This window comes from Pseudomonas citri (assembly GCF_025336485.1).
Taxonomy (GTDB): Bacteria; Pseudomonadota; Gammaproteobacteria; order Pseudomonadales; family Pseudomonadaceae; genus Aquipseudomonas; species Aquipseudomonas citri.
On the sequence record NZ_JAODAB010000006.1, the window covers coordinates 251,437 to 277,938 of the forward strand.

Genomic DNA, 26,502 nt, shown 5'->3' on the forward strand with positions numbered 1-26,502 from the left:
TGGCTGTTGAGTCCTGGTTCTTGTGTCGGCCCCGTCGCGAGCCTGATCGCGATGGGGCCGGCACAAGTCAGCGCGTTTACTCAGGGATTGGCGGTAACGGCATTGCCCACCTGCGGCACTTGCGGCAACGCCATGCCCTTGGGCCAGAGCATCCAGATCTGGCCTTGTTGCTTCATGTCCCCGGCCAGTTGCCCGGCCACTTCACCCGTACCCCAGAACAGGTCGGCCCGTACCTCGCCGGCGATGGCGCCGCCCGTGTCCTGGGCGGCAACGGGGCGGTTCAAGGGGCTACCATCGGGGCGCGTGGTGGAGAGCCAGAGCAGGCTGCCCAGGGGGATCACCTTGCGGTCCACCGCCACGCTGTAGCCGGCGGTCAATGGCACGTTCAGCGAGCCACGCGGGCCTTCATTGCTGTCAGGGTTGCGGTTGAAGAACACATAGCTGGGGTTGCTGCCGAGCAGCTCGGGAATCCGGTTCGGGTTGGCCTTGGCCCAGGCGCTGATGGCGCCCATGGTCACGTCTTCTTTCTTCAGCTCACCCTGTTCGACCAGCCAGCGTCCGATGGGGCGGTAAGGGTGGCCGTTCTGATCGGCATAGCCGATGCGCAATTGCCGACCGTCATCGAGTCGAATGCGGCCCGAGCCCTGGATTTGCAGGAATTGCAGGTTCATAGGGTCTGTCAGCCAGGCGATCACGGGCGCCTTCACCCCGTTGGTTTCGATGCTGGCGGCGTCGTCGTAGGGCTTGAGCACCCGGCCTTCGAGACGACCGCGCAGGCGCTTGCCCTTGAGTTCGGGGTAAATGCTTTCCAGCGACACGATGATCATGTCTTCCGGTACGCCATACACCGGAATGTTCGCGCGGCTGGTCTGGGTGAGGCTGCCGGGATAGACCGGTTCGTAGTAACCGGTGATCAGGCCGTTGGGGCTGTTGTCCCCCGAGCGCAGGCCATAGACGTCCAGGTTCTGTTTCAGGAAATGGCGCACATCCGTTGGGTTCTGCGGCACGCTGGCCGCCGCCGCGCAGGTCGGGCCCCAGGTGGCGTCCGCCTTGAGCCGGGTGCAGGCGCTGCGCCAGGAAGCGAAGCCGGCCAGCAGGTCTTCGTCGCTAACCGATGGCAGGGCGTCCCACGGTGCATTGACATAAGTGGCGACGGCATGGGTTTCCGGCTTCTCGGTCTTGTCCCCCAGGTTGCAGCCGGCCAGCAGGGCCATCAGCGGGAGGGTCAATGCCAGGCCTTTGTGCCAGGGCTTGGAGCGGCTGTTCATGAAGATTTCCTTCGCGATCGTTCAAACGCAGTCAGGGGTTAGAACAACCCGCATTGTTGATGGGGCCATTGGTCTTTACCGACGATCCGAGGATACTAACCGCCGTTTCCTGCTCCGAGGCCAAGATGTTTGTAAAACGATTTTCCCTGGCAGTACTGGCCTGCCTGTTGCTTTCCGCCTGTGGCGGCGTCGATCCCAATTCTCCCCTGGGCCAGCGCAAGGCGATCTTCAAGCAGATGCTCAAGACCAATGAAGAGTTGGGTGGCATGCTGCGAGGTCGCGTCCCGTTCGACGGAGCGCGTTTCGCCGAAGGCGCGGTGCAACTGGACCAACTGTCCCATGAGCCGTGGAAACATTTCCCGCAAGTGCGCGAAGAAAGCCACACCAGCGCCCGGGATGAGGTCTGGCAAAAACAGGCACGCTTCCAGGACCTGGCTCGAAGCCTCGAGGCCGCCACCGGCGAGTTGGTGACCGTCAGCAAGGTCCAACCCTACCAGGCGAGCAACCTGGGGCCGGCGGTGCAGAAGGTCGAAGATGCGTGCAGTGCCTGTCATAAGGAGTTTCGGGATCATTGATTAGGCTCTGTACGAAAAGCCTTGATACTCGTTCATGCTGCGTTGAAAACAGCCTCGCCTGACCTTCGTCTCAAGACTTTTCGTACCAGAGCCAGCAGCTACAAGCGGCAAGTTTCGAGCTTGTAGCTTACTTATCCAACTCCTCCACCGCGTCTTGCAGTTCCTTGCGTGAAGCCGCCAGTTTGTCCTTGCGCTTGTTGATCCGTTCCGCGTCGCCCTTTTTCATGGCTTTTTCCAGGTCGGCCTGACGCCGGCTGACTTCATGCTTGGCATCGAGCACCTTGTTTTCACGTTCCTTGCGCAAGGACGCGTCGGTGCAATGGCTGGTGACTTCGCTCAGTGCGGTTTCAAGGCCAGCCTGCTGGTCCGGGTTGCCATGGGACTTGGCCAGTTCGATCTGGTTGATGATGCCTTGGCGCTTGGCTGCGCAGCCGGTGAGCTCCGGCGCCTGCTCGTCCGCCAGCAAAGGCGTGGCCATGACACTGCACAGGATCAGCAGGGCAGCGGGGGACAGGAAATTCATAGCAACTCCGTAAAATAACTCGCGAGCGGTCGGTACAGATGCGCTGTTGGAACGCATGTTTGCCCCTTGGGTTCAACTGCACGGGGCTCGCGTCAAAAACCATCGACCCCGGCGGCGCGTAACTGTTCACTCAAAGCCACTACCTGCGGGTCGCGAAAGAACGCGCTCAATTGCGCGGCGCGTCCCGGTCCTATACCGGCTTCGGCTTGCCACTGTTCGGTACTGCGCTCGGCCAGTACCTGCCAAGGCCCCTCCAGCCGGGCTTCGCCAGTGGGCGGTAAGCCCAAGGCCTTGAGCCATTGCCGGAAAGGGCGTTGCCGGGCGCTGTGCAGGCTGTCGAGCAGACGGGCGCTGCTGCGCTCGCCGAAACCGGCAATGTTAGCAAGCTCGGCGGCATCGAGGGTCAACCAATCCAGCATTGTGTCGAGCCGGCCGGCGGCCAGCAGCTTTTGCCAGGTGCCCGGACCGACGTGGGGCAGGGCCAGCCCTTGTTTGCCGCTGAGCCAGGTCATTCGTGCCAGGAACTGGCTTTCGCAGCCGAGTGTCGGTTGCCAGCAACTCAAAAAGTGATAATCGGCTGCCGCTGGAGCGCTGACGTCCTGGCGCTCGGTGCTGCGCAGCACGACGGCGTCGAGGCGTGGAATGGTCAGCCCCGCGAGACTGATGGCAACCTGGTCGCCGGGGCGGATGTCCATGTCGGTCCAGCGCTCGAGGGAGCTGACGCTCACCCTGCGGATGCGTCGATCGTCGAGCAGCGTGGGTTCAAGTTCCAGGATGGGTGTGATGCGTCCGGTTCGACCGACCTTGAAATGCACCTTTCGCACCTCGGCCAGCGCCTGGGCATAGGGGTATTTCCAGGCCACGCTCCAGAACGGCGCCCGGGCCTGCCAGCGAGCCGCGGGTGGACGGCGGCTCTGGCGCAGGACAATGCCGTCACTGGCGAATGGCAGCGATGCGTGATACCAGTGGTCGCGCCAATACTGGGCGTCGGCCAGGCCGTGGACCGGATGGCTGAAACGGCCAGGCTCGGCGAAGCCCAGGTCCGCCAGCGCGCGCTCTCGCTCGGGCAGGGTTTGCGGACCCTCGGGCCAGTCCCAGACGAACAGGCCGATGTCGGACGCCTCCTGCGCCGTCAAGTTCGAGCGTGCCATCAGGCCCGCCACGGTGCCCCGGGCGTTGAGGCTGCCGCTGCTGGCCTGGACATGGGTGTTCAGCCGCCAGTACAACTCGCCTTGGACCACCAGGTCCGTGGGCTGGCGCAGTTGTTGGGGGATGGCCTTGATCTTGCATGCGTTCACGGTCCAATCGTGTCCATGAAGGCCGTCGCCACGGCTGATCGCTTGATGCAGGCGGCCCTCGCGATAGACCAGGGTCACCGCCACGCCGTCGACTTTCGGCTGGACCCAGACGTCTTGCCGCCCATGCAGCCACGCCTGTACGGCGTGCGCATCCTTGAGCTTGTCCAGGCCGGTATGAGCAACCGGGTGCGGCACCTTGCCGTCAACCGTGCGCAGGGGATCGTCGGGCGCTTCAAGGTTGAAGCAGCGGCGCCATTGGCCCAGTTGTGCACGAGACTGATCGTAAAGCGCGTCGGTCACCTGGGATTGGCCGAGGCGGTGATAGCTGTCGTCCCAGGTGTCGATTTGCTGTTGCAGCGCGACGATCTCGGCCCGGGCGCGCTCAGTGGGCCAGTCAGGGCAGGGCGCGGCCTGGGTGGGTGTGACAATGAATAACAGACAGGCGAGTGTATACAAAAACGGTGGCATCGAAGCATCCTTGCTTGGTTGAGTACCTGAAGGCTAGCCAGCGTCCGGGAAGTTGCGAGGCTCGGAGCGTTACCGGATTTTGCACAGCCTGATGGCAAAGTCGCGGCGGTACAGTCCAGCTCGATTTAGCCGTGCAACTGTCCCTTGCACGGTGCAAGGGGCGGCGCAGAATGGGCCTTCGATCGACCTGTACCAGGAGCCCCTGGATGGACCTGCCGACACTCGCTGTATTCATTCCGGCCTGCTTCGCGCTGAACATGGCGCCGGGGCCGAATAACCTGCTGTCCATCAGCAACGCCTCGCGTTATGGCTTCGTCCGGGCGTGCAGCGGTGGTGTCGGTCGGTTGCTGGCATTTGCAATCATGATCGCCCTGGCTGCGGCGGGGCTCACCGCCGTGCTGCATACCTCGGAGTTGTTGTTCCTGGGGATCAAGCTGGTCGGCGCCGGTTACCTGTTCTACTTGGCCGTGCAATTGTGGCGGGCCCAGCCGGAGGTCGGTGGCGAAGCGGCGCTCGCGTCGATGAGTCGCCGCAGCCTGGCGCGCCAGGAGTTCTGGGTGGCCATCGGCAATCCGAAGGCGATCCTGTTGTTTACCGCGTTCCTGCCGCAGTTCGTCGACCGGACGGGCACCGTCGCGCAGCAATTCGCCGTGTTGGGCGGCTTGTTCCTGGCGTTGGAGTGCATCGCCATCGGCTTGTATTGCTACATGGGGATTTACGCGCGGCGGCTGTTCGCCCGGCCCAGTGGCAAGCGTTTATTCAATCGGCTGTGTGCGGGGCTACTGGCCAGTGCGGCTTCGTTTTTGCTGGTGGCACGACGGACCTGAACATTGCGCTAAGCCTTTGTGGCGCGAGGGAGCAAGCTCCCTTGCCACAAAGGCATGAAAACACAACGGCATGAAAAAGCCCCTGACGACCCAGTCGCCAGGGGCTTTCTCTTTACACGCGGGTATTACAGGCCGGCAGCGGCGCGCAGGGCGTCGGCGCGGTCGGTCTTTTCCCAGGTGAAGGTGGTGAAGGTGTCACCGTCGACCGTCTTGGTCTGTGGCGTACGGCCGAAGTGACCGTAGGCTGCGGTGTCCTGGTACATCGGGTGCAGCAGGTCGAGCATGGTGGTGATGGCGTAAGGGCGCAGGTCGAACACTTCACGGACCAGCTTGATGATCTTGTCATCGCCGATCTTGCCGGTGCCGAAGGTGTTCAGCGAGATCGAAGTAGGCTGGGCGACGCCGATGGCGTAGGACACCTGGATCTCGCAACGCTCGGCCAGGCCGGCGGCGACGATGTTCTTGGCGACATAACGACCGGCGTAGGCCGCCGAACGGTCAACCTTGGATGGGTCCTTGCCGGAGAATGCTCCGCCGCCGTGACGGGCCATGCCGCCGTAGCTGTCGACGATGATCTTGCGACCGGTCAGGCCGCAGTCGCCGACCGGGCCACCGATGATGAACTGGCCAGTCGGGTTGATGTGGAACTGGGTGTCCTTGGACAGCAGTTCGGCAGGCAGTACGTGCTTGACGATCAGTTCCATCACACCTTCGCGCAGGTCTTTGTAGGACACGTCGGGGTTGTGCTGGGTCGACAGGACCACGGCGTCGATGCCGACTACCTTGCCGCCTTCGTAGCGGCAAGTCACCTGGGACTTGGCGTCCGGGCGCAGCCAAGGCAGCAGGCCGGATTTGCGCGCTTCGGCCTGGCGCTGAACCAGTTGGTGCGAGAAGGTGATCGGGGCCGGCATCAGCACGTCGGTTTCGTTGCTGGCGTAGCCGAACATCAGGCCCTGGTCGCCTGCGCCCTGGTCTTCAGGCTTGGCGCGATCGACGCCTTGGTTGATGTCGGGGGACTGCTTGCCGATGATGTTCATCACGCCGCAGGTCGCGCCGTCGAAACCGACGTCGGAGCTGTTGTAGCCAATGCCCAGGATCACGTCGCGGACGATCTGTTCCAGGTCGACCCAGGCCGAGGTGGTGACTTCGCCGGCGATGATCGCCACGCCCGTTTTCACCAGCGTCTCGCACGCCACGCGGGCGAATTTGTCTTCAGCAATGATGGCGTCCAGCACCGCATCAGAAATCTGGTCGGCGATTTTGTCCGGATGCCCTTCAGACACGGACTCGGAGGTGAAAAGGGAGTATTCGCTCATCTCGATGTTTTCCTGCAAGTTACCGTTGGTGAGTGTCGCCAGTGGGTCGCTGAAAGTGGCGAACCTGGATCTGGAAACCATTGCGTAAGCCTAAGTAGAGGCTTTCTCCGGGTGCGAGACCCGCAGCGGTGGCCCAACGGGCCAAGTCGTCCTGTTCGAAGCCCAGCCAGAGATCCCCGCAGGCTTCCCTGGCCCAGCTCTGGTTGTGGCTGCATAACTCCGTCACCAGTAGGCTGCCGCCCGGCTGCAACAGGCAGGCCATGTGTTTGAGTGCATCGGCCGGCGCGGCGAAATGATGAAGCACCATGTTCAATACCACGCAATCGGCCTGATGGTTCACACCGTTCAAGGCATCGGCCAGTTGCAGGCTGACATTGGCCAGCGCTTCGCGTTCGCACACCTGGCGGGCCAGTTCGAGCATGGCCGGGCTGTTGTCCAGGGCCGTCACCTGGCTGAAGCGTCGTGCCAGTTCCGGCAGGAACGCGCCGTCGCCGGGGCCGACTTCGATGGCGGTGGCGTCGGGTTCGAAGCCTAGCTTGTCCAGCAACGCCACCACGCTTTCCCGGTACTGCGGCAGCCCTGCGATCAGGTCTTGCTGGGCGCGGAATTTCTCGGCCACCCGGGCGAAGAAGTCCTGGCTGGCGGCGGCGCGTTGCTGGTGCACTTGGGCGATGCGTGCCTGTACGGCCGCTGGCAGGTGCAACTGATCGACTTCGTCGAGGAGCGCTGCGTGCAGCCGGCCGCCCGGAAGATCGGTATGAGGCAGGGCGCGACGGTAGAAAATGGCATTGCCTTCGCGCCGGGTCGCGACCAGGTCGGCCTGGGCCAGTACCTTGAGGTGGTGGCTCATGCCGGACTGGCCGATATCGAAGATCTGCGCCAGTTCCAGTACGCCGAACGAATCATTGGCCAGGGCGCGCAACACGTTGAGTCGCAAAGGATCGCCGCCGGCCTTGCAAAGGGCCGCCAGGTCATCGCAATCGTCATGACGGAGCGTGGGCGCGGGTAAATTCATAGAGCGGCAGTCTAGTGAGGGGGGCGGATCATCGCAAGTTCAATATCAAAAAATTTTGATATTGAATGATGGGCGGCACTTTCCAGACCTGCTCGGCCTTGCAAACCACGGGCGGAAAGGTTTCATCGGGCGAAGGCGACTGAAATCCACCGCAAAAAACGCCTCCGGATGACTATCTGTCATTGCCCCAGGCGGGTGTGTGAGGGAAAATGCACGCCTTTTTCAATTTCGTTTTATTCACTTTCGATTCAATACCCGCAGGAGATCAGCGATGCCCAGCCGTCGTGAGCGTGCCAATGCCATTCGTGCCCTCAGCATGGATGCCGTGCAGAAAGCCAACAGCGGCCATCCCGGTGCCCCTATGGGTATGGCGGATATTGCCGAGGTGCTTTGGCGCGATTACCTCAAGCACAGCCCGAGCAACCCGTCGTTCGCCGACCGCGATCGCTTCGTGCTGTCCAACGGCCATGGCTCGATGTTGATCTATTCGCTGCTGCACCTGACCGGCTACGACCTGTCGATCGATGACCTGAAGAACTTCCGTCAACTGCACAGCCGCACCCCGGGCCACCCGGAATACGGCTACACCCCAGGCGTGGAAACCACCACCGGCCCGTTGGGCCAGGGCCTGGCCAACGCCGTGGGCTTTGCCCTGGCGGAAAAAGTGCTGGCGGCGCAGTTCAACCGCCCGGGCCACAACGTCGTGGACCACCACACCTACGTGTTCCTGGGCGATGGCTGCATGATGGAAGGCATTTCCCATGAAGTCGCCTCCCTGGCCGGCACCCTGGGCCTGGACAAGCTGATCGCCTTCTACGATGACAACGGCATTTCCATCGACGGCGAAGTCGAAGGCTGGTTCACCGATGACACGCCCAAGCGTTTCGAAGCCTACAACTGGCTGGTGATCCGCAACGTCGACGGCCACGATCCGGAAGAGATCAAGACTGCCATCGAGACCGCCCGCAAGAGCTCCCAGCCGACCCTGATCTGCTGCAAGACCACCATCGGTTTCGGCTCTCCGAACAAACAAGGCAAGGAAGACTGCCACGGTGCGCCACTGGGTGCCGAGGAAATCGCCCTGACCCGCGCCGCGCTGAAATGGGAACACGGCCCGTTCGAAATCCCGGCGAACATCTATGCCGAGTGGGATGCCAAGGAAAAAGGTCGTGCGCTCGAAGCCGACTGGGACCAGCGTTTCGCCGCTTACGCCGCCCAATTCCCAGAGCTGGCCAATGAACTGGTGCGTCGCCTGCGTGGTGAGCTGCCGGCCGATTTCGCTGAAAAAGCCTCGGCCTACATCGCCGAAGTCGCGGCCAAGGGCGAAACCATCGCCAGCCGCAAGGCCAGCCAGAACACCCTGAACGCCTTCGGCCCGTTGCTGCCGGAAATGCTGGGCGGTTCGGCCGACCTGGCCGGTTCCAACCTGACCCTGTGGAAAGGTTGCAAAGGCGTGAGCGCCGAAGACGCCAGCGGCAACTACGTGTACTACGGCGTTCGCGAATTCGGCATGAGCGCGATCATGAACGGCGTGGCCTTGCACGGTGGCCTGGTGCCTTACGGCGCGACCTTCCTGATGTTCATGGAATACGCCCGCAACGCGGTGCGTATGTCGGCGCTGATGAAAAAACGCGTGCTGTATGTGTTCACCCACGATTCCATCGGCCTGGGTGAAGACGGTCCGACTCACCAGCCGATCGAGCAACTGGCCAGCCTGCGCTGCACGCCGAACCTGGACACCTGGCGTCCATGCGACGCCGTGGAATCGGCAGTGGCCTGGAAATTCGCCATCGAGCGTAACGATGGCCCTTCGGCACTGATCTTCTCCCGCCAGAACCTGCCGCATCAGGCCCGTGAAGCCGGCCAGATCGACGACATCGCCCGCGGTGGCTATGTGCTCAAGGATTGCATCGGCGAGCCTGAGCTGATCCTGATCGCTACCGGTTCCGAAGTCGGCCTGGCCGTGCAGGCCTACGACAAGCTGACCGCGCAGGGCCGCAACGTGCGCGTGGTGTCCATGCCGTGCACCAGTGTGTTCGATGCCCAGGACGCCGGCTACAAGCAATCGGTATTGCCGCTGCAAGTCAGCGCCCGGATCGCCATCGAGGCTGCCCACGCCGACTACTGGTACAAGTACGTGGGCCTGGAAGGCCGCGTGATCGGCATGACCACCTACGGCGAATCGGCCCCGGCGGCGGCGTTGTTCGAAGAGTTCGGCTTCACCCTGGAGAACATCCTGGGGCAGGCTGAAGAGCTGCTGGAAGACTGATCCAAGGAATGTATTGCCTGTTCTGACGCTGTCGCGGGCAAGCCTTGCTCCCACAGGATGGTATTTCCCTGTGGGAGCATGCACATCCTGTGGGAGCAAGGCTTGCCCGCGATGACAATGGAATGTTCAGCGCCCTCTTCATGGAATCAACCAAGTCAGAGACCCCCATGCCCCAACCGCGTCCCTACAAAGTTGCACTCAACGGCTACGGCCGGATTGGTCGTTGCGTCTTGCGTGCGTTGTTCGAGCGAGGAGCGAGGGCCGGTTTCGAGATCGTGGCCATCAACGACTTGGCCGACATGGCCAGTATCGAATACCTGACACGCTTTGACTCCACTCACGGCCGGTTTCCCGGCGAAGTGCGGGTCGAGGGCGATTGTCTGCATATCAATGGCGACTGCGTGAAGGTTCTGCGCAGTGCCAGCCCCGAAGGCATCGATTGGGCGTCCTTGGGCGTCGACCTGGTGCTTGAGTGTTCCGGTGCCTACCACACCCGTGAAGACGGCCAGCGTTTTCTCGCCGCCGGTGCGCCGCGGGTGCTGTTTTCCCAGCCGATGGCCAGCGAAGCGGATGTCGATGCCACCATCGTCTACGGTGTGAACCAGGATTGCCTGACCGGCGACGAACTGCTCGTGTCCAACGCGTCCTGCACCACCAACTGCGGCGTGCCGCTGTTGCGCCTGCTGGACCAGGCCGTCGGCCTGGAGTACGTGTCGATCACCACCATCCACTCGGCGATGAACGATCAACCCGTGATCGACGCCTACCACCATGAAGACTTGCGCCGCACCCGCTCGGCGTTCCAGTCGGTGATTCCGGTGTCCACTGGTCTGGCGCGCGGCATCGAACGGCTGCTGCCGGAACTTGCCGGGCGAATTCAGGCCAAAGCCGTGCGGGTGCCGACGGTCAACGTGTCCTGCCTCGATATGACGATGCAGACCGTGAGCGATACCGACGCCACCGAGATCAACCGGATCCTGCGCGAAGCCGCCACCAGCGGCCCGCTCAAAGGCCTTTTGGCCTACACCGAGTTGCCTCATGCCAGCTGTGATTTCAACCATGACCCGCATTCGGCCATCGTCGATGCCAGCCAGACCCGTGTTTCCGGGCCACGGCTCGTGAACATCCTGGCCTGGTTCGACAACGAATGGGGTTTTGCCAACCGAATGCTGGACGTTGCCGGGCATTACCTGCAAACCGCTTCTAAAAAAACCGCTCTCTAAACAGTTACCCAGGAATTGCGACCCATGACCGTGTTGAAGATGTCCGACCTCGATCTGCAAGGTAAGCGCGTACTGATCCGCGAAGACCTCAACGTCCCCGTCAAGGACGGTGTTGTCACCAGCGACGCGCGTATCCTGGCTTCGCTGCCGACCATCAAGCTGGCCCTGGAAAAAGGTGCGGCTGTGATGGTCTGCTCCCACTTGGGTCGTCCGACCGAAGGCGAGTTCTCGGCCGAAAACAGCCTCAAGCCCGTGGCCGATTACCTGAGCCGTGCTTTGGGCCGCGAAGTGCCGCTGGTGGCTGACTACCTGGGCGGCGTCGATGTGAAGGCCGGCGATGTCGTGCTGTTCGAAAACGTGCGCTTCAACAAGGGCGAGAAAAAGAACGCCGACGAGTTGGCGCAGCAATACGCGGCCCTGTGCGACGTGTTCGTGATGGACGCCTTCGGCACCGCTCACCGCGCCGAGGGCTCGACCCATGGCGTGGCCAAGTTCGCCAAGGTCGCCGCTGCCGGCCCACTGCTGGCCGCCGAGCTGGAAGCACTGGGCAAGGCCCTGGATGCCCCGGCCAAACCGATGGCCGCCATTGTGGCCGGCTCCAAGGTGTCCACCAAGCTGGACGTATTGAACAGTCTGAGCCAGATCTGCGACCAGTTGATCGTCGGTGGCGGCATTGCCAACACCTTCCTGGCCGCCGCGGGCCATCCGGTTGGTAAGTCCCTGTACGAGCCGGATCTGCTGGACACCGCGCGGGACATTGCCGCCAAGGTCAGCGTGCCGTTGCCGGTTGACGTCGTGGTGGCCAAGGAGTTCGCCGAGAGCGCTGTCGCCACCGTCAAGCTGATCGCTGACGTGGCCGAAGACGACATGATCCTCGACATCGGCCCGCAAACCGCAGCCAACTTCGCTGAACTGCTGAAAACCTCCCAGACGATCCTATGGAACGGTCCAGTGGGCGTGTTCGAATTCGAGCAGTTCGGCAATGGCACCCAGGTATTGGCCCGGGCCATTGCCGAAAGTGCTGCCTTCTCTATCGCCGGCGGTGGCGACACCTTGGCGGCCATCGACAAATATGGCGTGGCCGAGCAGATCTCCTACATTTCCACCGGCGGCGGCGCGTTCCTCGAATTCGTCGAAGGCAAAGTGCTGCCGGCCGTGGAAGTCCTGGAAAGCCGGGCCAAGGCCTGAGGCTGCGTTGACCGGGCAAAGGAGTGTTCTGATGGTCAAGACGTTCGCGCTTTTGTTGCTGACCGGTTTTCTGACGGCTTGCGGGAGTACCCCGAAAGCCGCGCCGGAGCCGGCATCCAGTGAGCCGCAGGCAGGCTGCTATCAGGCAGACTGGCAGGCCGAAACCAACCCGGTGCTCAACAAGCGCTCCGGACCGGACGGCCTGGATAAATACGAGACGCAAACCCCGGACAAGGAACATGGATGCCCTTGACGGGTCTGACTCTTAACTCAGGGCTGGCGGCGTATGCCGTCAGCCGAGGAACGTGGATGAAAGGCTTTATCGCCGTTGCGTTGCCGGCATTGCTGGCGGGGTGTGCGCAGTTGGACTTGTTGCATTCGTCCGAACCTGCCGCGCAAGGCTGGACGACCTGGACGTGCGACAGCGAAGCCAAGGTGCTCTGGCGCTACACCGATGCGGCTCGCAAGGCCGTCGATGTGCGTCTGGGCGGTGCCGAGCAGGTTTACCACCTGAAACAGGAGCCGGGCGCGTCGGGTTCGCTGTACAGCGACGACATGCTGGCGTTTCACGTCAACGGTGAGGAAGGCCTGGTGTACTGGGTTGCCACCAATGACTTGATCGGGCGTGGCTGCAAGGCGCAGTGACAAGCATGCCGCAAGCCCGCTCCCACAGGGGTTGAGTCAGCATCCGAATTTTGTTGTAGCAATTTACCGGACCGGGCCAACCCCCGATCCGCAATGACTTGAATAGCCGCCGCCGCTCCGGCAGGCTGGCACGATTAACGACCCTCGACCGGGAGAGATACACCCATGGCACTTATCAGCATGCGTCAGATGCTGGACCACGCAGCCGAGTTCGGCTACGGCGTCCCAGCCTTTAACGTCAACAACCTTGAGCAGATGCGCGCCATCATGGAAGCCGCTGACAAGACGGACTCTCCGGTGATCGTCCAGGCTTCGGCTGGCGCCCGTAAATACGCCGGTGCGCCGTTCCTGCGTCACTTGATCCTGGCCGCGATCGAAGAGTTCCCGCACATCCCGGTGTGCATGCACCAGGATCACGGCACCAGCCCGGACGTCTGCCAGCGCTCCATCCAACTGGGCTTCAGCTCGGTGATGATGGACGGCTCCCTGGGCGAAGACGGCAAGACCCCGACCGACTACGAGTACAACGTACGCGTCACCCAGCAGACCGTCGCCATGGCCCACGCCTGTGGCGTTTCGGTAGAGGGTGAGCTGGGTTGCCTGGGTTCGCTGGAAACCGGCATGGCCGGTGAAGAAGACGGCATCGGTGCCGAAGGCGTGCTGGACCACAGCCAGATGCTGACCGATCCGGAAGAAGCCGCCGACTTCGTCAAGAAGACCCAGGTCGACGCCCTGGCCATCGCCATCGGCACCAGCCACGGCGCCTACAAGTTCACCAAGCCACCTACCGGCGACGTGCTGGCCATCGACCGCATCAAGGAAATCCACAAGCGCATCCCCAACACCCACCTGGTGATGCACGGCTCTTCCTCGGTACCGCAAGAGTGGCTGGCGATCATCAACCAGTACGGCGGCGACATCAAGGAAACCTACGGCGTGCCGGTTGAAGAAATCGTCGAAGGCATCAAGCACGGCGTACGCAAGGTCAACATCGACACCGACCTGCGCCTGGCTTCCACCGGTGCCATGCGTCGCCTGATGGCGACCAACCCGAGCGAATTCGACCCACGCAAGTTCCTCGGCGCTACCGTCACCGCCATGCGTGACGTGTGCATCGCGCGTTACGAAGCGTTCGGCACTGCCGGCAATGCTTCGAAGATAAAGCCGATCTCCCTGGAAGGGATGTATCAGCGTTATCTGAAAGGTGAGTTGAACGCCAAGGTTAACTGAGGCTCAACGGTCATGAAAAAACCCGCAGTGATGCGGGTTTTTTCATTTACGGCTTCAGAGTGGCATTTTCGTGCTCTGCCGCCAATCGGGAGCGCACCTGATCGATGCTCAGCGCACGCGAGGGGTCGGCTTGCAAAGCATCATAGGCTGGGGCTACTTGGCCTGCGAGCCAGTTTTCCAATGCACGATCACGAGCCAGCAGCGCCCGGAGGCTGATGATCCGCTGCATCGCGAACAGGCTCGCTCCCACTGGGCTTTATTGTTCTTCGAGGCCGCGCTGTTCGATGACCCCGAACACGTCGGTGACATCCTGAACCAGTATCCGCGCAACATTGGTGAGGGTATTGAAATCGCTGGCCGCCGAGTCGCGCAGGGAAGCACAGGCCATGAGCGTCAAATAATCGAGCGTGGCGTGCAGGCGTTCGCTGGCGCAGGCGTGGAGTTCGGTCAGTGGGACCGTGCGGTCGATGAACAGGACGGGGTGGGTGGTGGCGATTGGGGTGAGCGGGGTGAAGCGGCCAAGCAATTGTTCGGCTTTCATGACAAACCTCTAACTCAAGAAAGATATTTGCCACCGTTTGCTGCGAAACAAATGAGGTGGCAGCCATGTGCGGGTTCGCAGACCGAGGAGTTAGCACCCGGCAGATCCGAAGATCTCCCACACACAGCCGCCATAAAAACCGAACACAGGCAGGATATGCCCATGTTGATTTTTGACGGCCATGATTCTAACTCACCAGGGCTGCGAAACCCCTGCCCACTGACCAAGTCAGCAGGCCAACCGAACTATAGAGCAGATTTCCAAGGCCAAAACCGACCTGTAGGACGCCCTCCGTTCCTGTGGCGAGGGAGCTTGCTCTCGCTCGGGGGCGCAGCCGCCGTAAAACCGGCGCATGCGCAAGGGCTGACGAAAAGAAGGGCTGCTTCGCAGCCCTGCGGGAGCAAGCTCCCTCGTTACGGGACGTAAATTCCTACGAGATTTTCGGAAGTGGAATTTCAGGTGTTGTGATCGATATCCAGCACGCTGAACGTCACTTTCCCGCCTTCGGTGCTGTAGCCCGTGTTGTCCTGCACATACACCCCGGCCTTGAAATACAACGGCTTGTCGCGCCACGTTGCGCTGACGGTGGTGTACCAGCTGTTGCCGGCGGCGGTGATGCCCAGGTCGCCGGTACGGTCCAGGTGGATCCGGTAGGAGAAGGAGCGGTTGAGCTGTACCCCCGTGGCAACCGTGATGACCCGGCCTTCGTCATCGTCGGGGCGCATGCGCACCTTGGCGACGATGTTGCCGGTATCGCTGTCCTCCTTGTATTGGTATTCCAGCTTGACCATGGGCTTGCTGCTGTCCTTGGCATGGATCTGGCCAATCACCACTTTGCCGCTGCTGGGCACCTGGTTGACGGCGAGGGTGGCCCGCAACTGGTTGTCGGCATCGGGGTACACCCAGTTGCGCAGGGTGCCGTCGCGGTAGGTCTCGCGTAATTCACTGCGGGGGTAGATCGCGTTTTCCGTCTTGGTGCCGGTGACCGGCGACCAGAAGTACACCGTACTGCCTTCGGGATTGAAGTATTTGTCCTGGAACCCGTCCAACAGGCGCGGTGTTTCGATGGTTTTCGGCGGGCTGCCCTCGGGAATGCTCAAGTTCCAGGTTGCTAAATCGACCATGGGTGATCCTTACTCGGAGTGAAAAAACTCAAAGCCTCATCCGCAGGGTGTTATCCCGCGTTGTTATTGTTCTTGGGCGCGGGGGAGATGAACTTTCCAATACCTGACCGGCGGATGGTTGGCGTCAACTGTCCGTCAGAGTGGTCTCGACGGATTTTGTGCCCGAGAGGCGTGACCGTTGGTCGACTTTTTCGCTTTTCTTTTTGAACAAAAATCGCAATGTCCTTGGCGGCTCCCCCCATGGGATGCGCCAGGCAAGGACCAGCAGCCATCCGTGCTGCTGCGCGATTGCCTCCAATCAGAGGGTGTTGTGCTTGATTTCCAACAGGCTGAACGTCACTTGGCCACCTTCAGTGGTGTAGCCGGTGTTGTCCTGCACGTAGACGCCTGCCTTGAAGTACAACGGCTTGACCTTCCAGGCCGGATTGATGGTGGTCCGCCAGTTGTAGCCGGCTGCAGTGATGCCCAACGCGCCACCTGGGCTGAGGTGGATCATGTAGGAGAAGTTGCGATTGAGCGTTACGCCTGTCGCGATGGTAATCACCTGGCCCGTTTCGTCATCGGGGTGCATTCGCACCTTGGCGACGATGTTGCCCGTGGCGCTGTAGGCCTTGTATTGGTATTCCAGTTTCACCATGGGGCTGGTGCTGTCCTTGGTGTGGATCTGGCCGATCACGATCTTGCCGGTGCTGGGCACCTGGTTGACTGCCAGGGTTGCGCGCAGGATGTTGTCCGCCGTCGGATACAGCCAGTTGCGCAGGCTGCCGTCGCTGTAGGTTTCGCGCAATTCGCTGCGCGGATAGATCGCGTTGGCGGTCTTGGTGCCGGTCACCGGCGCCCAGAAGAACAGCGTGCCGGTGTCGGAGTGGAAGTATTCATCCTTGAATCCTTGCGCCAGCCGAGGCGTTTCGATGGTGATGGCCGGGCTGCCTTCGGGGACGCTCAAGTTCCAGGTATTGAGATCGATCATGGTGGGATCCTGCGTAACTAGTGTAAATGTACTCACCAAAGCGGGAGGCTCTACTCCGGGCATTTGGAAGGGTTGATCACGCAGGATGGAGGGTCACCGTCCGGCGGATGATTGACGTCAATTGATCGTCAGTGACTGCCGTTGCAGCTTTTGTGCCTGGGAGGGGTGACCGTTAGTCGGCTATTTCTGGCTTTGTCTGGATGATGGCTGGGTGACAGCTACTGCTTTTCAAAATCCCGGTCTAGAGTGAGATCACAGTATTTTGTCCGTTCCGGTACATAAAACGGACAGGGCGCCCCGATAAGAGAAGCAGCATGGAATGCGCGCAACTTAAGCTTGATGAACAAAGCTCCGTCCTTTTGATTGTTGATGATTACCCTGAAAACCTGCTCAGCATGCGAGCGTTGTTGCAGCGTCAGGATTGGCAGGTGATGACGGCGTCCTCGGGGTTCGAGGCTCTTAACCTGCTGCTCGAGCATGACATCGACCTGGTCCTGCTGGACGTACAGATGCCTGGAATGGACGGTTTCGAGGTGGCCCGCCTGATGCGCGGCAGCCAGCGCACACGGCTTACGCCGATTATCTTCCTGACCGCCAACGAACAATCCCAGGACGCGGTGATCAAGGGCTACGCCAACGGCGCGGTGGATTACCTGTTCAAACCCTTCGACCCGCAGATCCTCAAGCCCAAGGTCCAGGCATTGCTGGAGCACCAGCGTAATCGCCGGGCCTTGCAGCGCCTGAGCCAGGACCTGGAAGCTGCCAGGGCCTTCAATGCCTCGGTGCTGGAAAATGCCGCCGAAGGCATTCTCGTGGTGAATGAAAACGGCGCGATCCGCTTCGCCAACCCGTCGACCTGCCGCTTGCTCAACGCCACCGCTGCGCAACTGCAAGGGATGCCGTTCCTCGATTTCCTGCAGAACCCCCACATTCCCGAATGGGCCGACTCTTCGCTGCTGCAAGCCTATCGTCGCGGCGAAACCCTGCGTTTGCACGATGCCGTGTTGCGCACTGCGCCCGGCCAGCAGGTGTCGGTGGCTTTGTCCTGTGCGCCGCTGCCTTCGGAACAGAAGGCCATGGTGGTGACATTGCAGGACATGTCGGTGATACGTCACTTGCATCAACAACTGGAATACCAGGCCGTCACCGACCCGCTGACCGGTTTGCTCAACCGCCGGGGTTTCTATCAGACGGCGGAAAACCTGTTGATGCGCAGCGAGCGGTTGGAAAGCAATTGGGTGTTGCTGTACCTGGACCTCGACGGCTTCAAGCGCGTCAATGATTCCCTGGGCCACGACGCCGGTGACCGGGTGTTGCGCTGGGTGTCGGAACAACTGAAGGCCTGCCTGCGGCCGTTCGATATCCTGGCACGCCTGGGCGGTGACGAATTCACGGCGTTGCTGGACCTGGAGTTCCCCGAGCAAGCAGCGAAGATCGCCGAGAAACTGATCGAGCGGGTTGCGATCTGCCAGCAGATCGAAGGCATGGATGTGGCGCTGGGAGCCAGCATTGGTATCGCGACGTACCCTGATTGCGGTGCCAATCTCGATGGCCTGCTGCGTGCCTCCGACATCGCCATGTACGAGGCCAAGCGAGCCGGTCGCCAGCAGTATCGTTTTTACGATCATGAAATGAACGGCCGCGCCCGTTCACGGCTGATGCTTGAAGAAAGCGTGCGCTCGGCCATCGAGAACCGCGACTTCAACATGGTCTATCAGCCCCAGGTGAGTATCGTCGATGGGCAGGTCCGTGGATTCGAGGCGTTGTTGCGCTGGCAGCATCCGAGTGTCGGCGATGTACCGCCGGGGCTGTTCCTGCCGTTGCTGGAGGAAGCGCGGTTGATCAGCCAGTTGGGCAGCTGGATTTACCATCGCAGCGCGGCCCAGCGCAAAATCTGGGGGCAGATATTCTCGGAGGATCTGGTGTTGGCGGTGAGCTTGAGCAGCACTCAGTTCGGCATGCCTAACCTGGTGACCGAGTTGCGTCAGGTCCTGGAGCGTCATGCCTTGCAACCCCGGCAACTGGAGGTCGAGGTGACCGAGGATGCGCTGATGCGCAATCCCGACGAAACCCAGAAGCAACTGCAACTCTTGCGTCACCTGGGGGTTCGGGTGGCCCTGGATGATTTCGGCTCGGGGCCTTGCTCGCTGACGCATCTGCGCGACCTTGAGCTCGACACGCTCAAGCTCGACCGGCACTTGATCGCGCGCCTGCCGGCTTCGCCCCGGGACGCCGCGTTGGCCGCGGCGGTGATCGACCTGTGCACGCAGCTGGGGTTGCGGGTGATCGCCGAAGGCGTGGAGACGCTGGAGCAATATCACTGGCTGCAAGCCCACGGCTGTGAGTACGTGCAAGGGTTCCTGGTGGCACGGCCGTTGATGGCCGCCGATACCAGCGCCTTCGCCAAACCTTTCGACTGGAGCGCGGTGCAGGCCTGAATTCGCTACACTGGCGACCTTTCGTGACCGTGTTGCCGCCCGATGACCGCGCTCAAGTACCTCCAGGCCTATCCCGCCGCCCTGCAAGCCCAAGTGCAGCAATTGATCACCCAGGATCGGCTGGGCGATTACCTGCACCAGCGCTATCCGCAGCGCCATTCGATCCAGAGCGACAAGGCCTTGTACGGCTATGCGCTGGAACTCAAGCAGCAATACCTGCGCAACGCTCCGGCCATCGACAAGGTGCTGTTCGACAATCGCCTCGACCTGACCCATCGTGCCCTCGGTCTGCACAGCACGGTGTCACGGGTGCAGGGCGGCAAGCTCAAGGCCAAGAAGGAGATCCGCATCGCCGCGCTGTTCAAGGAAGCAGCCCCGGAGTTCCTGAAGATGATCGTGGTGCACGAATTGGCGCACTTCAAGGAATCGGATCACAACAAGGCGTTCTACCAGCTCTGTGAGTACATGCTGCCTGGCTATCACCAATTGGAATTCGACCTGCGGGTGTACCTGACCTGGCGGGACTTGCAACCACACAAGGAATGACTGGATGGACGTCAGCAAGACCAAAAGCAGTTTCTATCGGCGTTTGTACGTGGCTTACCTGATCGACAGCGGCATGGCCTGCAACGTCCCGGCGCTCACCGAAGCCACCGGCATGCCACGGCGCACCGCCCAGGACACCGTGGCGGCGCTGGCGGACCTGGATATCGTGTGCGAATTCGAGCAGCAAGAGGGGGCCCGCAACCACGCCGGGCGGTATCGGATCCGGGATTGGGGGGCGATCGATCGACGGTGGATCGAGGAGAATTTGCAGCGGATCAAGGCGGTGCTTGAGTACCCCTGACGCTGGCTGCCTGGGCTGGCCTCATCACGAGCTGGGCCTGTGCATGCCAATGTGTGGAATCCCGTCCTCCAGGTATTCCACCCCCACCACCACAAACCCGTATCGCCCGTAATAGCCCTGGAGATGCGCCTGGGCCGACAATGAGACCGGCGTGCCGGGCCAGTGTAGTTCGGCCTGCTTGAGGGCTTGTTCCATCAGGATGTGGCCTAACCCCTGGCCGCGTGCGTGGGGGGCGATGATTACGCGGCCGATCACCACGTCACTGTTTTGCGAGTGCGGGTCGAGCAGGCGTAGATAGGCCACCAGGTGATTGTCCTGCCAGGCCATCAGATGGCAGGTGTCCCCTTCCAGGTCGAGACCGTCGACGTCCTGGTAGGCGCAGTTCTGCTCGACGACGAACACCTCGGCGCGCAACTTGAGGATGGCATACAGCTGTTCCTTGCTCAGGTCACTGTGATGTTTGCAGACCCATTCGATGTCCATTTTTGAATTTCCTCAAGAACCTGATACCGATAGTAAGCGTGCAGTGGACGGAAGTCTCTTTTCGGTCGGGCGGATGAACCGTCTGAAAGAAAACAAAATGCCATCACCCTGCTGCCGCCGCTGTCTTCTTTGTGTAATCTTCATTCCAGGGCTGTGCAGCGGTTTCGATGAGCTAATGTTAGGACCGGACACCCAAGGATGTTTTTGAGTGACGGCTAGGCTTTTACGAAAAAGTAAAAATCCTAAGAACCAACCGGGCTATGAACCCGTCAAGGATGTTTGGCATGCCGCGATTGCATCGAGCTCTGGCTTTGGTCGGGTTGCTGTTGTTGAGCCACAACGCCTGTGCGCAGAAGTTACGCCTGGTGGCCGATGCCTGGCCACCGTTCACCGACTCGACGCTGGTCAATGGTGGCCTGGCGACCGATATCGTCAGCACCGCCCTGGCCCGTGCCGGTTATGCCAGTGATTTCGAACAGGTGCCCTGGGCCCGGGCGATGCTGGGCATCGGCGAGGGCCGTTATGACGTACTGATCAATGCCTGGTATGCCGAGGAACGCACCCGTATAGGCCAGTTTTCGGCCGAGTACCTGCTCAATCGCGTGTGCTTCCTCAAGCGCAAGGACGATGCGATCCAGTTCGACAACCTGCAACAGTTGCGGGCTTATCCCATCGCCGTGGTTCGCGGTTACGCCTACGGCAAGGATTTCGACGAAGACCCGCTGTTGCAGAAAGTCCCTGTGCATAACTTCGCGATGGCCGCACGCATGCTGGCGGCCGACCGCGTGAAGCTGACGCTGGAAGACGAATACGTGGCTCGCTATTACCTGGCTCGCGAATCCCCCAAGGTGCGCAATGCCTTGGAATTCCTGCCCAAGCCCTTGAGCGAAAACAGCCTGCACATCCTGGTCAGCCTGAAGAATCCCGAGCATGAAGAGATCGTGGCGGGATTCGATCGGGCGATTGCGGAGATGAAGGCGGATGGGAGTTATGACAGATTATTGAAGGCGCATGGGATGTAGCAGCTCGGAGCTCGCCGTCAGGCCTCCTTCATCAGATGCGCCGCCAACGTGCGCAACGGCCCCAACTGACGGCAGATCAATGCCAATTGCGTTTGCACCAGCCGTTGGCCTTCATCGATTTCATCGGGCATCTGCTCAAGCTCACTGGCGAGGGTTTCCTCCTCGTCGCTCTGGATCGCGATCGGAGCCTTGTTCGCCAGCCCCTGGGCGATTTCGTCGATGCTTGTCGCCAGTTTCGCGCCGGCGCCTTCGATCAATTGTTCGCGCACCTGAGCCGGCAGTTCGGTGCCTCGATGGGCGCCCAGGCCTGACAGGTAGCTGAGCAGGGTGTGGGAGAGCACCAGGAAGCGGAACCCAACGTCGGCCTCCTTACGGAAATGTCCCGGCTCCATCAGCATGTTCGCCAGGGTGGTGGACAGCGCGGCGTCGGCGTTGTGGGCGTTGCGCCGGGCCAGGCGATAGGCCAGGTCGTCGCTTTTGCCGGCGGCGTACTGCTGCATGATCTGGCGCAGGTAGATGCTGTTGCAGGTCAGCGTGTTGGCCAGCACCTTGTTCAACCGGCGTCCTTGCCAGTCCGGCAGGAACAGGAACACCGCCACCCCGGCAATCAGGCTGCCGAGCAAGGTATCGAACAGCCGCGGCAACAGCAGCCCGTAGCCGTCGCCCACCTGGTTGAAGCAGAACAGCACCATGACGGTGATCGCCGCCGTCGCCAGGGTGTAGCGCGTCGTGCGGTTGGTGAAGAACAGCACGCCGGCGGCGATGGCGAAGCACGATTGCACCAGCGGGTTGGGGAACAGATCGAACAGCGCCCAGGCCACTGTCAGGCCGATGGCGGTGCCGACGATCCGTTGGCCGAGTTTGCGCCGGGTGGCGCCATAGCTCGGTTGGCAGACGAACAGCGTGGTGAGGATGATCCAGTAACCCTGGGACGGGTGGATCACGTGCACCAAGGCGTAGCCCACACTCAGGGCCAAGGGCAGGCGCAGGGCATGGCGAAACAGCAGCGAGGTCGGCGTAAGCTGCGTGCGCAAGCGTAGCCAGATGTCCTTGAGGTTGTGCGGCGAGCGGTCCAGCAGGCTGCTGTCGGTGGCGTCCGCCAGGGCATCGGGGTTGCTCGCGTCGCTGAGCAGGCGGTCCATGGTGGCCAGGTTCACCGACAAGGCCCGCAGTGAGCGCAGCAACCCGCGCCAGGCCGGATTGCTCTGGATGCGCAAGTGCTCCAGGGAGGCGTGCAGATCGTTCAGGGCTTCGGCGAAGCTGTCGTCGTAGACGAACGGCTGGCGCATCTGGATCGATTCGCCAAGCGCCTGGCAGGCCTTGCCTTGCTGGCGCAACAGGCGCTGGCAGCGAAACAGTACGTCGCTGTGGAAGAAGGCTTCGGCCAGTGCGTTGTAGGGGTAGTGGGAAGAACTGGCGCGCTCGTGGATGTCCTGGGCGAGGAAGTAGAGCTTGAGGTAGCGGCTGACTTTCGAACCCGGTCGGCCATTGCCCACGCGGTGCAGGATGATCTCCTTCGCGGCGTTGAGGGCTGCCACCACCCGCCCGTTCTGTTGCGCCAGCTCCAGGCGTCGGGCTTCGATGTCCAGTTGGCGGATGGGTTCGAGCAGCGTCGACTTGAGTTTCAGGTAGCGCCCCAGTTCGCGAAACAACCGCGCCAGGCTTTGCTGCACCGGTTGGTTGGAAAACAGCGCCTGCCATAGCACCGAGAGCAAGCCGTACCACGCGGCACCGGCCACCAGCAACACGGGTTCGTGCCAGAAATCGTTGACCGCGCCACCGCGCTGGTCCACGCCGATCATGGTGTAGACCGAAAGAATCAACGTGGCCGAGGCAATCGCGCCGTAGCGCTCGCCGAGGGCGCCGAGCATGGTCAAGCCGAAGGCCGCCAGGGCCAGGGCAATGATGAACAGCCAGGGGTAGGGGAACAGCAACTCCACCGACAGCGCGGCGATGGTGAAGCACACCAGGGTCACGGCCAGCGCGTTGAGGCGGCCTTGCCAGGTGTCGTCGGTCTCGGCCAGGGCGCTGGCGATAATCCCCAGGAACAAGGGGATCAAGAGCACCATCTGATCCAGGTACCAGCACAGCGCCATGCTGCCGGTCAGGGCGATGAACACCCGTACGCTGTAGCTGAATTTATCCAACGCCCAAAGGCGACGCAGAGATTGGCTGAACGAGGTCGATGACATGAAGTGCACGGGCCTGACGGGCAATGACGCTAAATTGAGGCAGTAATGACGCCGACGCAATGGCGGCGATCACATCTCACAGCAAAAAGTGTTCCGCCAGGCTCATGGACATACTCACCACAATGCTGGCCTGCATGTGTTGGCTCAGACGTACTGAGCCGCCGCATACCCCGACGCCCAGGCCCACTGGAAGTTGAACCCGCCCAGGTGGCCGGTGACGTCCAGCACCTCGCCAATGAAATACAGCCCCGGGCTTTTCAGCGATTCCATGGTCTTGGAGGAGACTTCCCGGGTGTCGACGCCGCCCAGGGTGACTTCGGCGGTGCGGTAGCCTTCGGTGCCGGCGGGGACGACGTTCCAGCTCGCCAGTTTCTCGGCGATGTCCGCCAGCTCCGCGTGGGTGTATTGCTTCATGGGCTTGGAGACGAACCAGGTGTCGGCCAGCAGGCCGGCCATTTTCTTGGTGAACAGTTCGCCCAGCAGCGTCTTGAGCTCACTGTTGGGGCGTTCGGCCTGTTGTTGGGTCAACCACTGCGGCACGTCGTGATCGGGCAGCAGGTTGATCTGCACTGTGTCCCCCGGCTCCCAGAACGAGGAGATCTGCAAGATCGCCGGACCGCTCAGGCCGCGATGGGTGAAGAGGATGTTTTCGCGAAAGCTCTGGTCGTTGCAGCTCACCAGGCAATCGACCGACGTGCCCGAGAGCTCGGTGCACAGGGTCTTGAGCTGGTCGGTGATGGTAAACGGCACCAGCCCGGCGCGGGTGGGCAGCAATTGATGGCCGAATTGTTTGGCCACTTGGTAGCCGAAACCGGTGGCGCCCAAGGTCGGGATCGACAGCCCGCCCGTGGCGATCACCAGCGATTGGCAGGTAACGGCGCCGAGGGTGGTTTGCAGCAGGTAACCGCCTTCAATCTTTTCAATGTGGGTGATCGAGGTGTCCAGGTGCAGGTCGACGCCGGCCTGCTCGCATTCATCCAAAAGGATCCCGAGGATGTCGCTGGACTTGTTATCGCAGAACAACTGGCCGAGTTTCTTCTCGTGATACGGCACGCCGTGCTTGGCCACCAGGGCGATGAAGTCCCATTGGGTATAGCGGGCCAGGGCCGATTTGCAGAAGTGCGGATTCTGCGAGAGGAAGTTGCCAGGCTCGGTGTACATATTGGTGAAATTGCAGCGCCCGCCGCCCGACATGAGGATTTTCTTGCCGGCCTTGTTGGCGTGGTCGAGCAGCATCACCTGCCGGCCACGTCCGGCGGCAGTCAGCCCGCACATCAGCCCAGCGGCGCCAGCGCCAATGATCACGACTTCGGTAGAGCGCAAAACGGTGTCCTCACACAAATTTTAATTTCACCGAAAACCACTGTGGGAGTGGGGCTGTGTGGGAGCAAGGCTTGCCCGCGATGAAAACGCCGCGGTCTCTTGAGGACCGCAGCGCCTGGATCGCGAGCAAGCTTTGCTCCCACACAGCCCGCTCCCACAAAGGGATTTCGTTGGATGGAAGATCGTTTACAGGATCCGCACCCGCAACGAACGCCCCTTGATTTTGCCTTCGTTCAAACGCTTCAGCGCCTGCTTGGCGATGCCGCGTTCCACCGCCACGTAGGCCTGGAAGTCGAAGATCGCGATCTTGCCGACCTGGGTGCCTGGGATGCCGGCCTCGCCGGTCAGGGCGCCGAGGATGTCGCCGGGGCGGACTTTGTCTTTGCGCCCGGCGGCGATGCACAGGGTGCTCATGGCCGGCAGCAGCGGGCCACCGGCCTGGGGCTTGAGCGTGTCCAGCTGGTCCCAGTTCAATGGCGCTTTCTGCAACTGCTCGATGGCCTGGGCGCGGTGGGCTTCGGATGGCGCCACCAGGCTGATGGCGAGGCCTTTCTCCCCGGCGCGACCGGTGCGGCCGACTCGGTGGATATGGATTTCCGAGTCGCGGGCCAGTTCGACGTTGATCACCATGTCCAGGGCATCGATGTCCAGGCCGCGGGCCGCTACGTCGGTAGCTACCAGCACCGAGGTGCTGCGGTTGGCGAACATCGCCAGCACCTGGTCGCGGTCGCGCTGTTCCAGGTCGCCGTGCAGGCCGACCGCAGAGATGCCCTTGGACACCAGGTGATCGACGGTGTCCTGGACCTGTTGTTTGGTGAAGCAGAACGCCACGCAGGAGGCCGGGCGGAAGTGCGCCAGGACCTTGCCCACCACGTCCATGCGCTGTTCGGGAGCGATCTCGTAGAAACGCTGCTCTATCTGTGCGTCGGAATGCAGCGCCTCGACTTTGACCTGCTGCGGGTCGCGCATGAACTTGGACGACAATTGCTTGATGCCCGCCGGGTAGGTGGCGGAGAACAGCAGCGTCTGGCGGCGTTCCGGGGTCTGCTGGATGATGTCCTCGATGGCGTCGTAGAAGCCCATGTCGAGCATGCGGTCGGCTTCATCGAGGATCAGCGTGTTGAGGCCGTCGAGCACCAGCGAACCCTTGCGCAGGTGCTGCTGGATGCGTCCCGGGGTGCCGACGATGATGTGGGCACCGTGTTCAAGTGAAGCGATCTGCGGACCGAAGGACACGCCGCCGCACAGGGTCAGGACCTTGATGTTGTCTTCGGCGCGTGCCAGGCGGCGGATTTCCTTGGCGACCTGGTCGGCCAGTTCGCGGGTCGGGCACATCACCAGGGCCTGGCAGCCGAAGAAACGCGGGTTGATCGGGTTCAGCAGGCCGATGCCGAAGGCGGCGGTCTTGCCGCTGCCGGTCTTGGCCTGGGCGATCAGGTCCATGCCCTTGAGGATCACCGGCAAGCTCTGCGCCTGGATCGGCGTCATCTGGGCGTACCCGAGGGATTCGAGGTTGGCCAGCATGGCGGCGGACAGCGGCAAAGTGTTGAAAGCGGTGGCAATGGTGGTCACGGGACAGGCCTGCAAAACAAAATGTCGCGCAGTGTAGCAGCCTCTTGCCACTTCCTCGAAAGATCTGGACGAGCTGTGGGGGGGCGTGCGTTCGCCTTGGTTTCTTTTTGTGGGAGCAAAGCTTGTTGTGGGAGCAAAGCTTGCT

Annotated in this window: 25 protein-coding genes; 12 read left to right on the top strand and 13 right to left on the bottom strand. The window is 61.7% G+C overall.

The window, feature by feature from the left end; translation table 11 throughout:
* Window positions 1-80 precede the first annotated feature (80 nt).
* On the bottom strand, window positions 81-1,268 hold the full coding sequence (mltA, locus tag N4Q37_RS10130) for a murein transglycosylase A (protein WP_260957532.1): 1,188 nt from the start codon (window positions 1,266-1,268) through the stop codon (window positions 81-83).
* A gap of 125 nt (window positions 1,269-1,393) precedes the next feature.
* Between mltA and N4Q37_RS10135 the strand changes: the two genes are divergently transcribed.
* On the top strand, window positions 1,394-1,843 hold the full coding sequence (locus N4Q37_RS10135) for a c-type cytochrome (protein WP_260957533.1): 450 nt from the start codon (window positions 1,394-1,396) through the stop codon (window positions 1,841-1,843).
* 127 nt (window positions 1,844-1,970) lie between these two features.
* Here the strand turns inward: N4Q37_RS10135 and N4Q37_RS10140 are convergent, their stop codons facing one another.
* Window positions 1,971-2,366, bottom strand: coding sequence for a DUF1090 domain-containing protein (locus tag N4Q37_RS10140; protein ID WP_260957535.1), 396 nt, complete (start codon window positions 2,364-2,366; stop codon window positions 1,971-1,973).
* Window positions 2,367-2,458: 92 nt separating this feature from the next.
* Window positions 2,459-4,132, bottom strand: a complete 1,674-nt coding sequence (ligB, locus tag N4Q37_RS10145; RefSeq protein WP_260957536.1) for an NAD-dependent DNA ligase LigB — start codon at window positions 4,130-4,132, stop codon at window positions 2,459-2,461.
* A gap of 206 nt (window positions 4,133-4,338) precedes the next feature.
* Between ligB and N4Q37_RS10150 the strand changes: the two genes are divergently transcribed.
* Window positions 4,339-4,959, top strand: a complete 621-nt coding sequence (locus tag N4Q37_RS10150; RefSeq protein ID WP_260957537.1) for a LysE family translocator — start codon at window positions 4,339-4,341, stop codon at window positions 4,957-4,959.
* Between the two features lie 125 nt (window positions 4,960-5,084).
* Here the strand turns inward: N4Q37_RS10150 and metK are convergent, their stop codons facing one another.
* Both metK and N4Q37_RS10160 read right to left on the bottom strand, forming a co-directional pair.
* Window positions 5,085-6,275 carry a methionine adenosyltransferase gene (gene metK / locus N4Q37_RS10155; RefSeq protein WP_260957538.1) on the bottom strand — a complete coding sequence of 397 codons (1,191 nt, stop codon included), beginning with the start codon at window positions 6,273-6,275 and terminating at the stop codon, window positions 5,085-5,087.
* Between the two features lie 19 nt (window positions 6,276-6,294).
* The gene (locus N4Q37_RS10160) at window positions 6,295-7,290 is read right to left on the bottom strand and encodes an ArsR/SmtB family transcription factor (protein WP_260957539.1); all 996 of its coding nucleotides are present in this window, start codon (window positions 7,288-7,290) and stop codon (window positions 6,295-6,297) included.
* A 271-nt stretch (window positions 7,291-7,561) separates the two neighbouring features.
* Between N4Q37_RS10160 and tkt the strand changes: the two genes are divergently transcribed.
* From tkt to fba, 6 genes are all read left to right on the top strand, one after another.
* Window positions 7,562-9,559: a transketolase gene (tkt, locus tag N4Q37_RS10165; RefSeq protein ID WP_260957540.1), complete on the top strand. Its 1,998-nt coding sequence runs from the start codon at window positions 7,562-7,564 to the stop codon at window positions 9,557-9,559.
* A gap of 167 nt (window positions 9,560-9,726) precedes the next feature.
* Window positions 9,727-10,782 carry an erythrose-4-phosphate dehydrogenase gene (epd, locus tag N4Q37_RS10170; RefSeq protein ID WP_260957541.1) on the top strand — a complete coding sequence of 352 codons (1,056 nt, stop codon included), beginning with the start codon at window positions 9,727-9,729 and terminating at the stop codon, window positions 10,780-10,782.
* A 24-nt stretch (window positions 10,783-10,806) separates the two neighbouring features.
* A complete protein-coding gene (locus N4Q37_RS10175) occupies window positions 10,807-11,970 on the top strand; it encodes a phosphoglycerate kinase (protein ID WP_260957542.1) in 1,164 nt (387 codons plus the stop codon).
* 31 nt (window positions 11,971-12,001) lie between these two features.
* On the top strand, window positions 12,002-12,223 hold the full coding sequence (locus N4Q37_RS10180) for a hypothetical protein (RefSeq protein ID WP_260957543.1): 222 nt from the start codon (window positions 12,002-12,004) through the stop codon (window positions 12,221-12,223).
* Between the two features lie 56 nt (window positions 12,224-12,279).
* Window positions 12,280-12,615 (top strand): MliC family protein, encoded by a 336-nt coding sequence (locus N4Q37_RS10185; RefSeq protein WP_260957545.1) that lies wholly within the window; start codon window positions 12,280-12,282, stop codon window positions 12,613-12,615.
* Window positions 12,616-12,780: 165 nt separating this feature from the next.
* Window positions 12,781-13,845, top strand: a complete 1,065-nt coding sequence (gene fba / locus N4Q37_RS10190) for a class II fructose-bisphosphate aldolase (protein ID WP_053156043.1) — start codon at window positions 12,781-12,783, stop codon at window positions 13,843-13,845.
* Between the two features lie 46 nt (window positions 13,846-13,891).
* On the opposite strand, the gene N4Q37_RS10195 is transcribed toward fba, so the two are convergent.
* From N4Q37_RS10195 to N4Q37_RS10210, 4 genes are all read right to left on the bottom strand, one after another.
* A complete protein-coding gene (locus N4Q37_RS10195) occupies window positions 13,892-14,074 on the bottom strand; it encodes a hypothetical protein (RefSeq protein ID WP_260957550.1) in 183 nt (60 codons plus the stop codon).
* Between the two features lie 27 nt (window positions 14,075-14,101).
* Complete coding sequence (locus tag N4Q37_RS10200) at window positions 14,102-14,386, bottom strand: fructose-bisphosphate aldolase (RefSeq protein WP_260957552.1); 285 nt, start codon at window positions 14,384-14,386, stop codon at window positions 14,102-14,104.
* 455 nt (window positions 14,387-14,841) lie between these two features.
* A complete protein-coding gene (locus N4Q37_RS10205) occupies window positions 14,842-15,510 on the bottom strand; it encodes a polysaccharide lyase family 7 protein (protein ID WP_260957554.1) in 669 nt (222 codons plus the stop codon).
* Between the two features lie 298 nt (window positions 15,511-15,808).
* A complete protein-coding gene (locus tag N4Q37_RS10210) occupies window positions 15,809-16,480 on the bottom strand; it encodes a polysaccharide lyase family 7 protein (protein WP_260957556.1) in 672 nt (223 codons plus the stop codon).
* A gap of 314 nt (window positions 16,481-16,794) precedes the next feature.
* Here N4Q37_RS10210 and N4Q37_RS10215 point away from each other — a divergent pair, with 314 nt between their 5' ends.
* From N4Q37_RS10215 to N4Q37_RS10225, 3 genes are read left to right on the top strand one after another with little or no spacing between them, the layout of a single operon-like run.
* A complete protein-coding gene (locus tag N4Q37_RS10215) occupies window positions 16,795-18,918 on the top strand; it encodes a putative bifunctional diguanylate cyclase/phosphodiesterase (protein WP_260957558.1) in 2,124 nt (707 codons plus the stop codon).
* A gap of 42 nt (window positions 18,919-18,960) precedes the next feature.
* Window positions 18,961-19,464 (top strand): M48 metallopeptidase family protein, encoded by a 504-nt coding sequence (locus N4Q37_RS10220; RefSeq protein ID WP_260957559.1) that lies wholly within the window; start codon window positions 18,961-18,963, stop codon window positions 19,462-19,464.
* A 4-nt stretch (window positions 19,465-19,468) separates the two neighbouring features.
* Window positions 19,469-19,765, top strand: a complete 297-nt coding sequence (locus N4Q37_RS10225; RefSeq protein ID WP_260957561.1) for a winged helix-turn-helix domain-containing protein — start codon at window positions 19,469-19,471, stop codon at window positions 19,763-19,765.
* A gap of 24 nt (window positions 19,766-19,789) precedes the next feature.
* On the opposite strand, the gene N4Q37_RS10230 is transcribed toward N4Q37_RS10225, so the two are convergent.
* Window positions 19,790-20,248: a GNAT family N-acetyltransferase gene (locus N4Q37_RS10230; protein WP_260957563.1), complete on the bottom strand. Its 459-nt coding sequence runs from the start codon at window positions 20,246-20,248 to the stop codon at window positions 19,790-19,792.
* 284 nt (window positions 20,249-20,532) lie between these two features.
* Here N4Q37_RS10230 and N4Q37_RS10235 point away from each other — a divergent pair, with 284 nt between their 5' ends.
* Complete coding sequence (locus N4Q37_RS10235; RefSeq protein WP_260957565.1) at window positions 20,533-21,270, top strand: substrate-binding periplasmic protein; 738 nt, start codon at window positions 20,533-20,535, stop codon at window positions 21,268-21,270.
* 17 nt (window positions 21,271-21,287) lie between these two features.
* On the opposite strand, the gene yccS is transcribed toward N4Q37_RS10235, so the two are convergent.
* The 3 genes from yccS to dbpA form a co-directional block, all read right to left on the bottom strand.
* Window positions 21,288-23,462 (bottom strand): YccS family putative transporter, encoded by a 2,175-nt coding sequence (gene yccS, locus N4Q37_RS10240; protein ID WP_260957568.1) that lies wholly within the window; start codon window positions 23,460-23,462, stop codon window positions 21,288-21,290.
* Window positions 23,463-23,606: 144 nt separating this feature from the next.
* On the bottom strand, window positions 23,607-24,785 hold the full coding sequence (locus tag N4Q37_RS10245; RefSeq protein WP_260957570.1) for a BaiN/RdsA family NAD(P)/FAD-dependent oxidoreductase: 1,179 nt from the start codon (window positions 24,783-24,785) through the stop codon (window positions 23,607-23,609).
* 186 nt (window positions 24,786-24,971) lie between these two features.
* On the bottom strand, window positions 24,972-26,309 hold the full coding sequence (dbpA, locus tag N4Q37_RS10250; protein ID WP_260957683.1) for an ATP-dependent RNA helicase DbpA: 1,338 nt from the start codon (window positions 26,307-26,309) through the stop codon (window positions 24,972-24,974).
* Window positions 26,310-26,502: the final 193 nt, after the last annotated feature.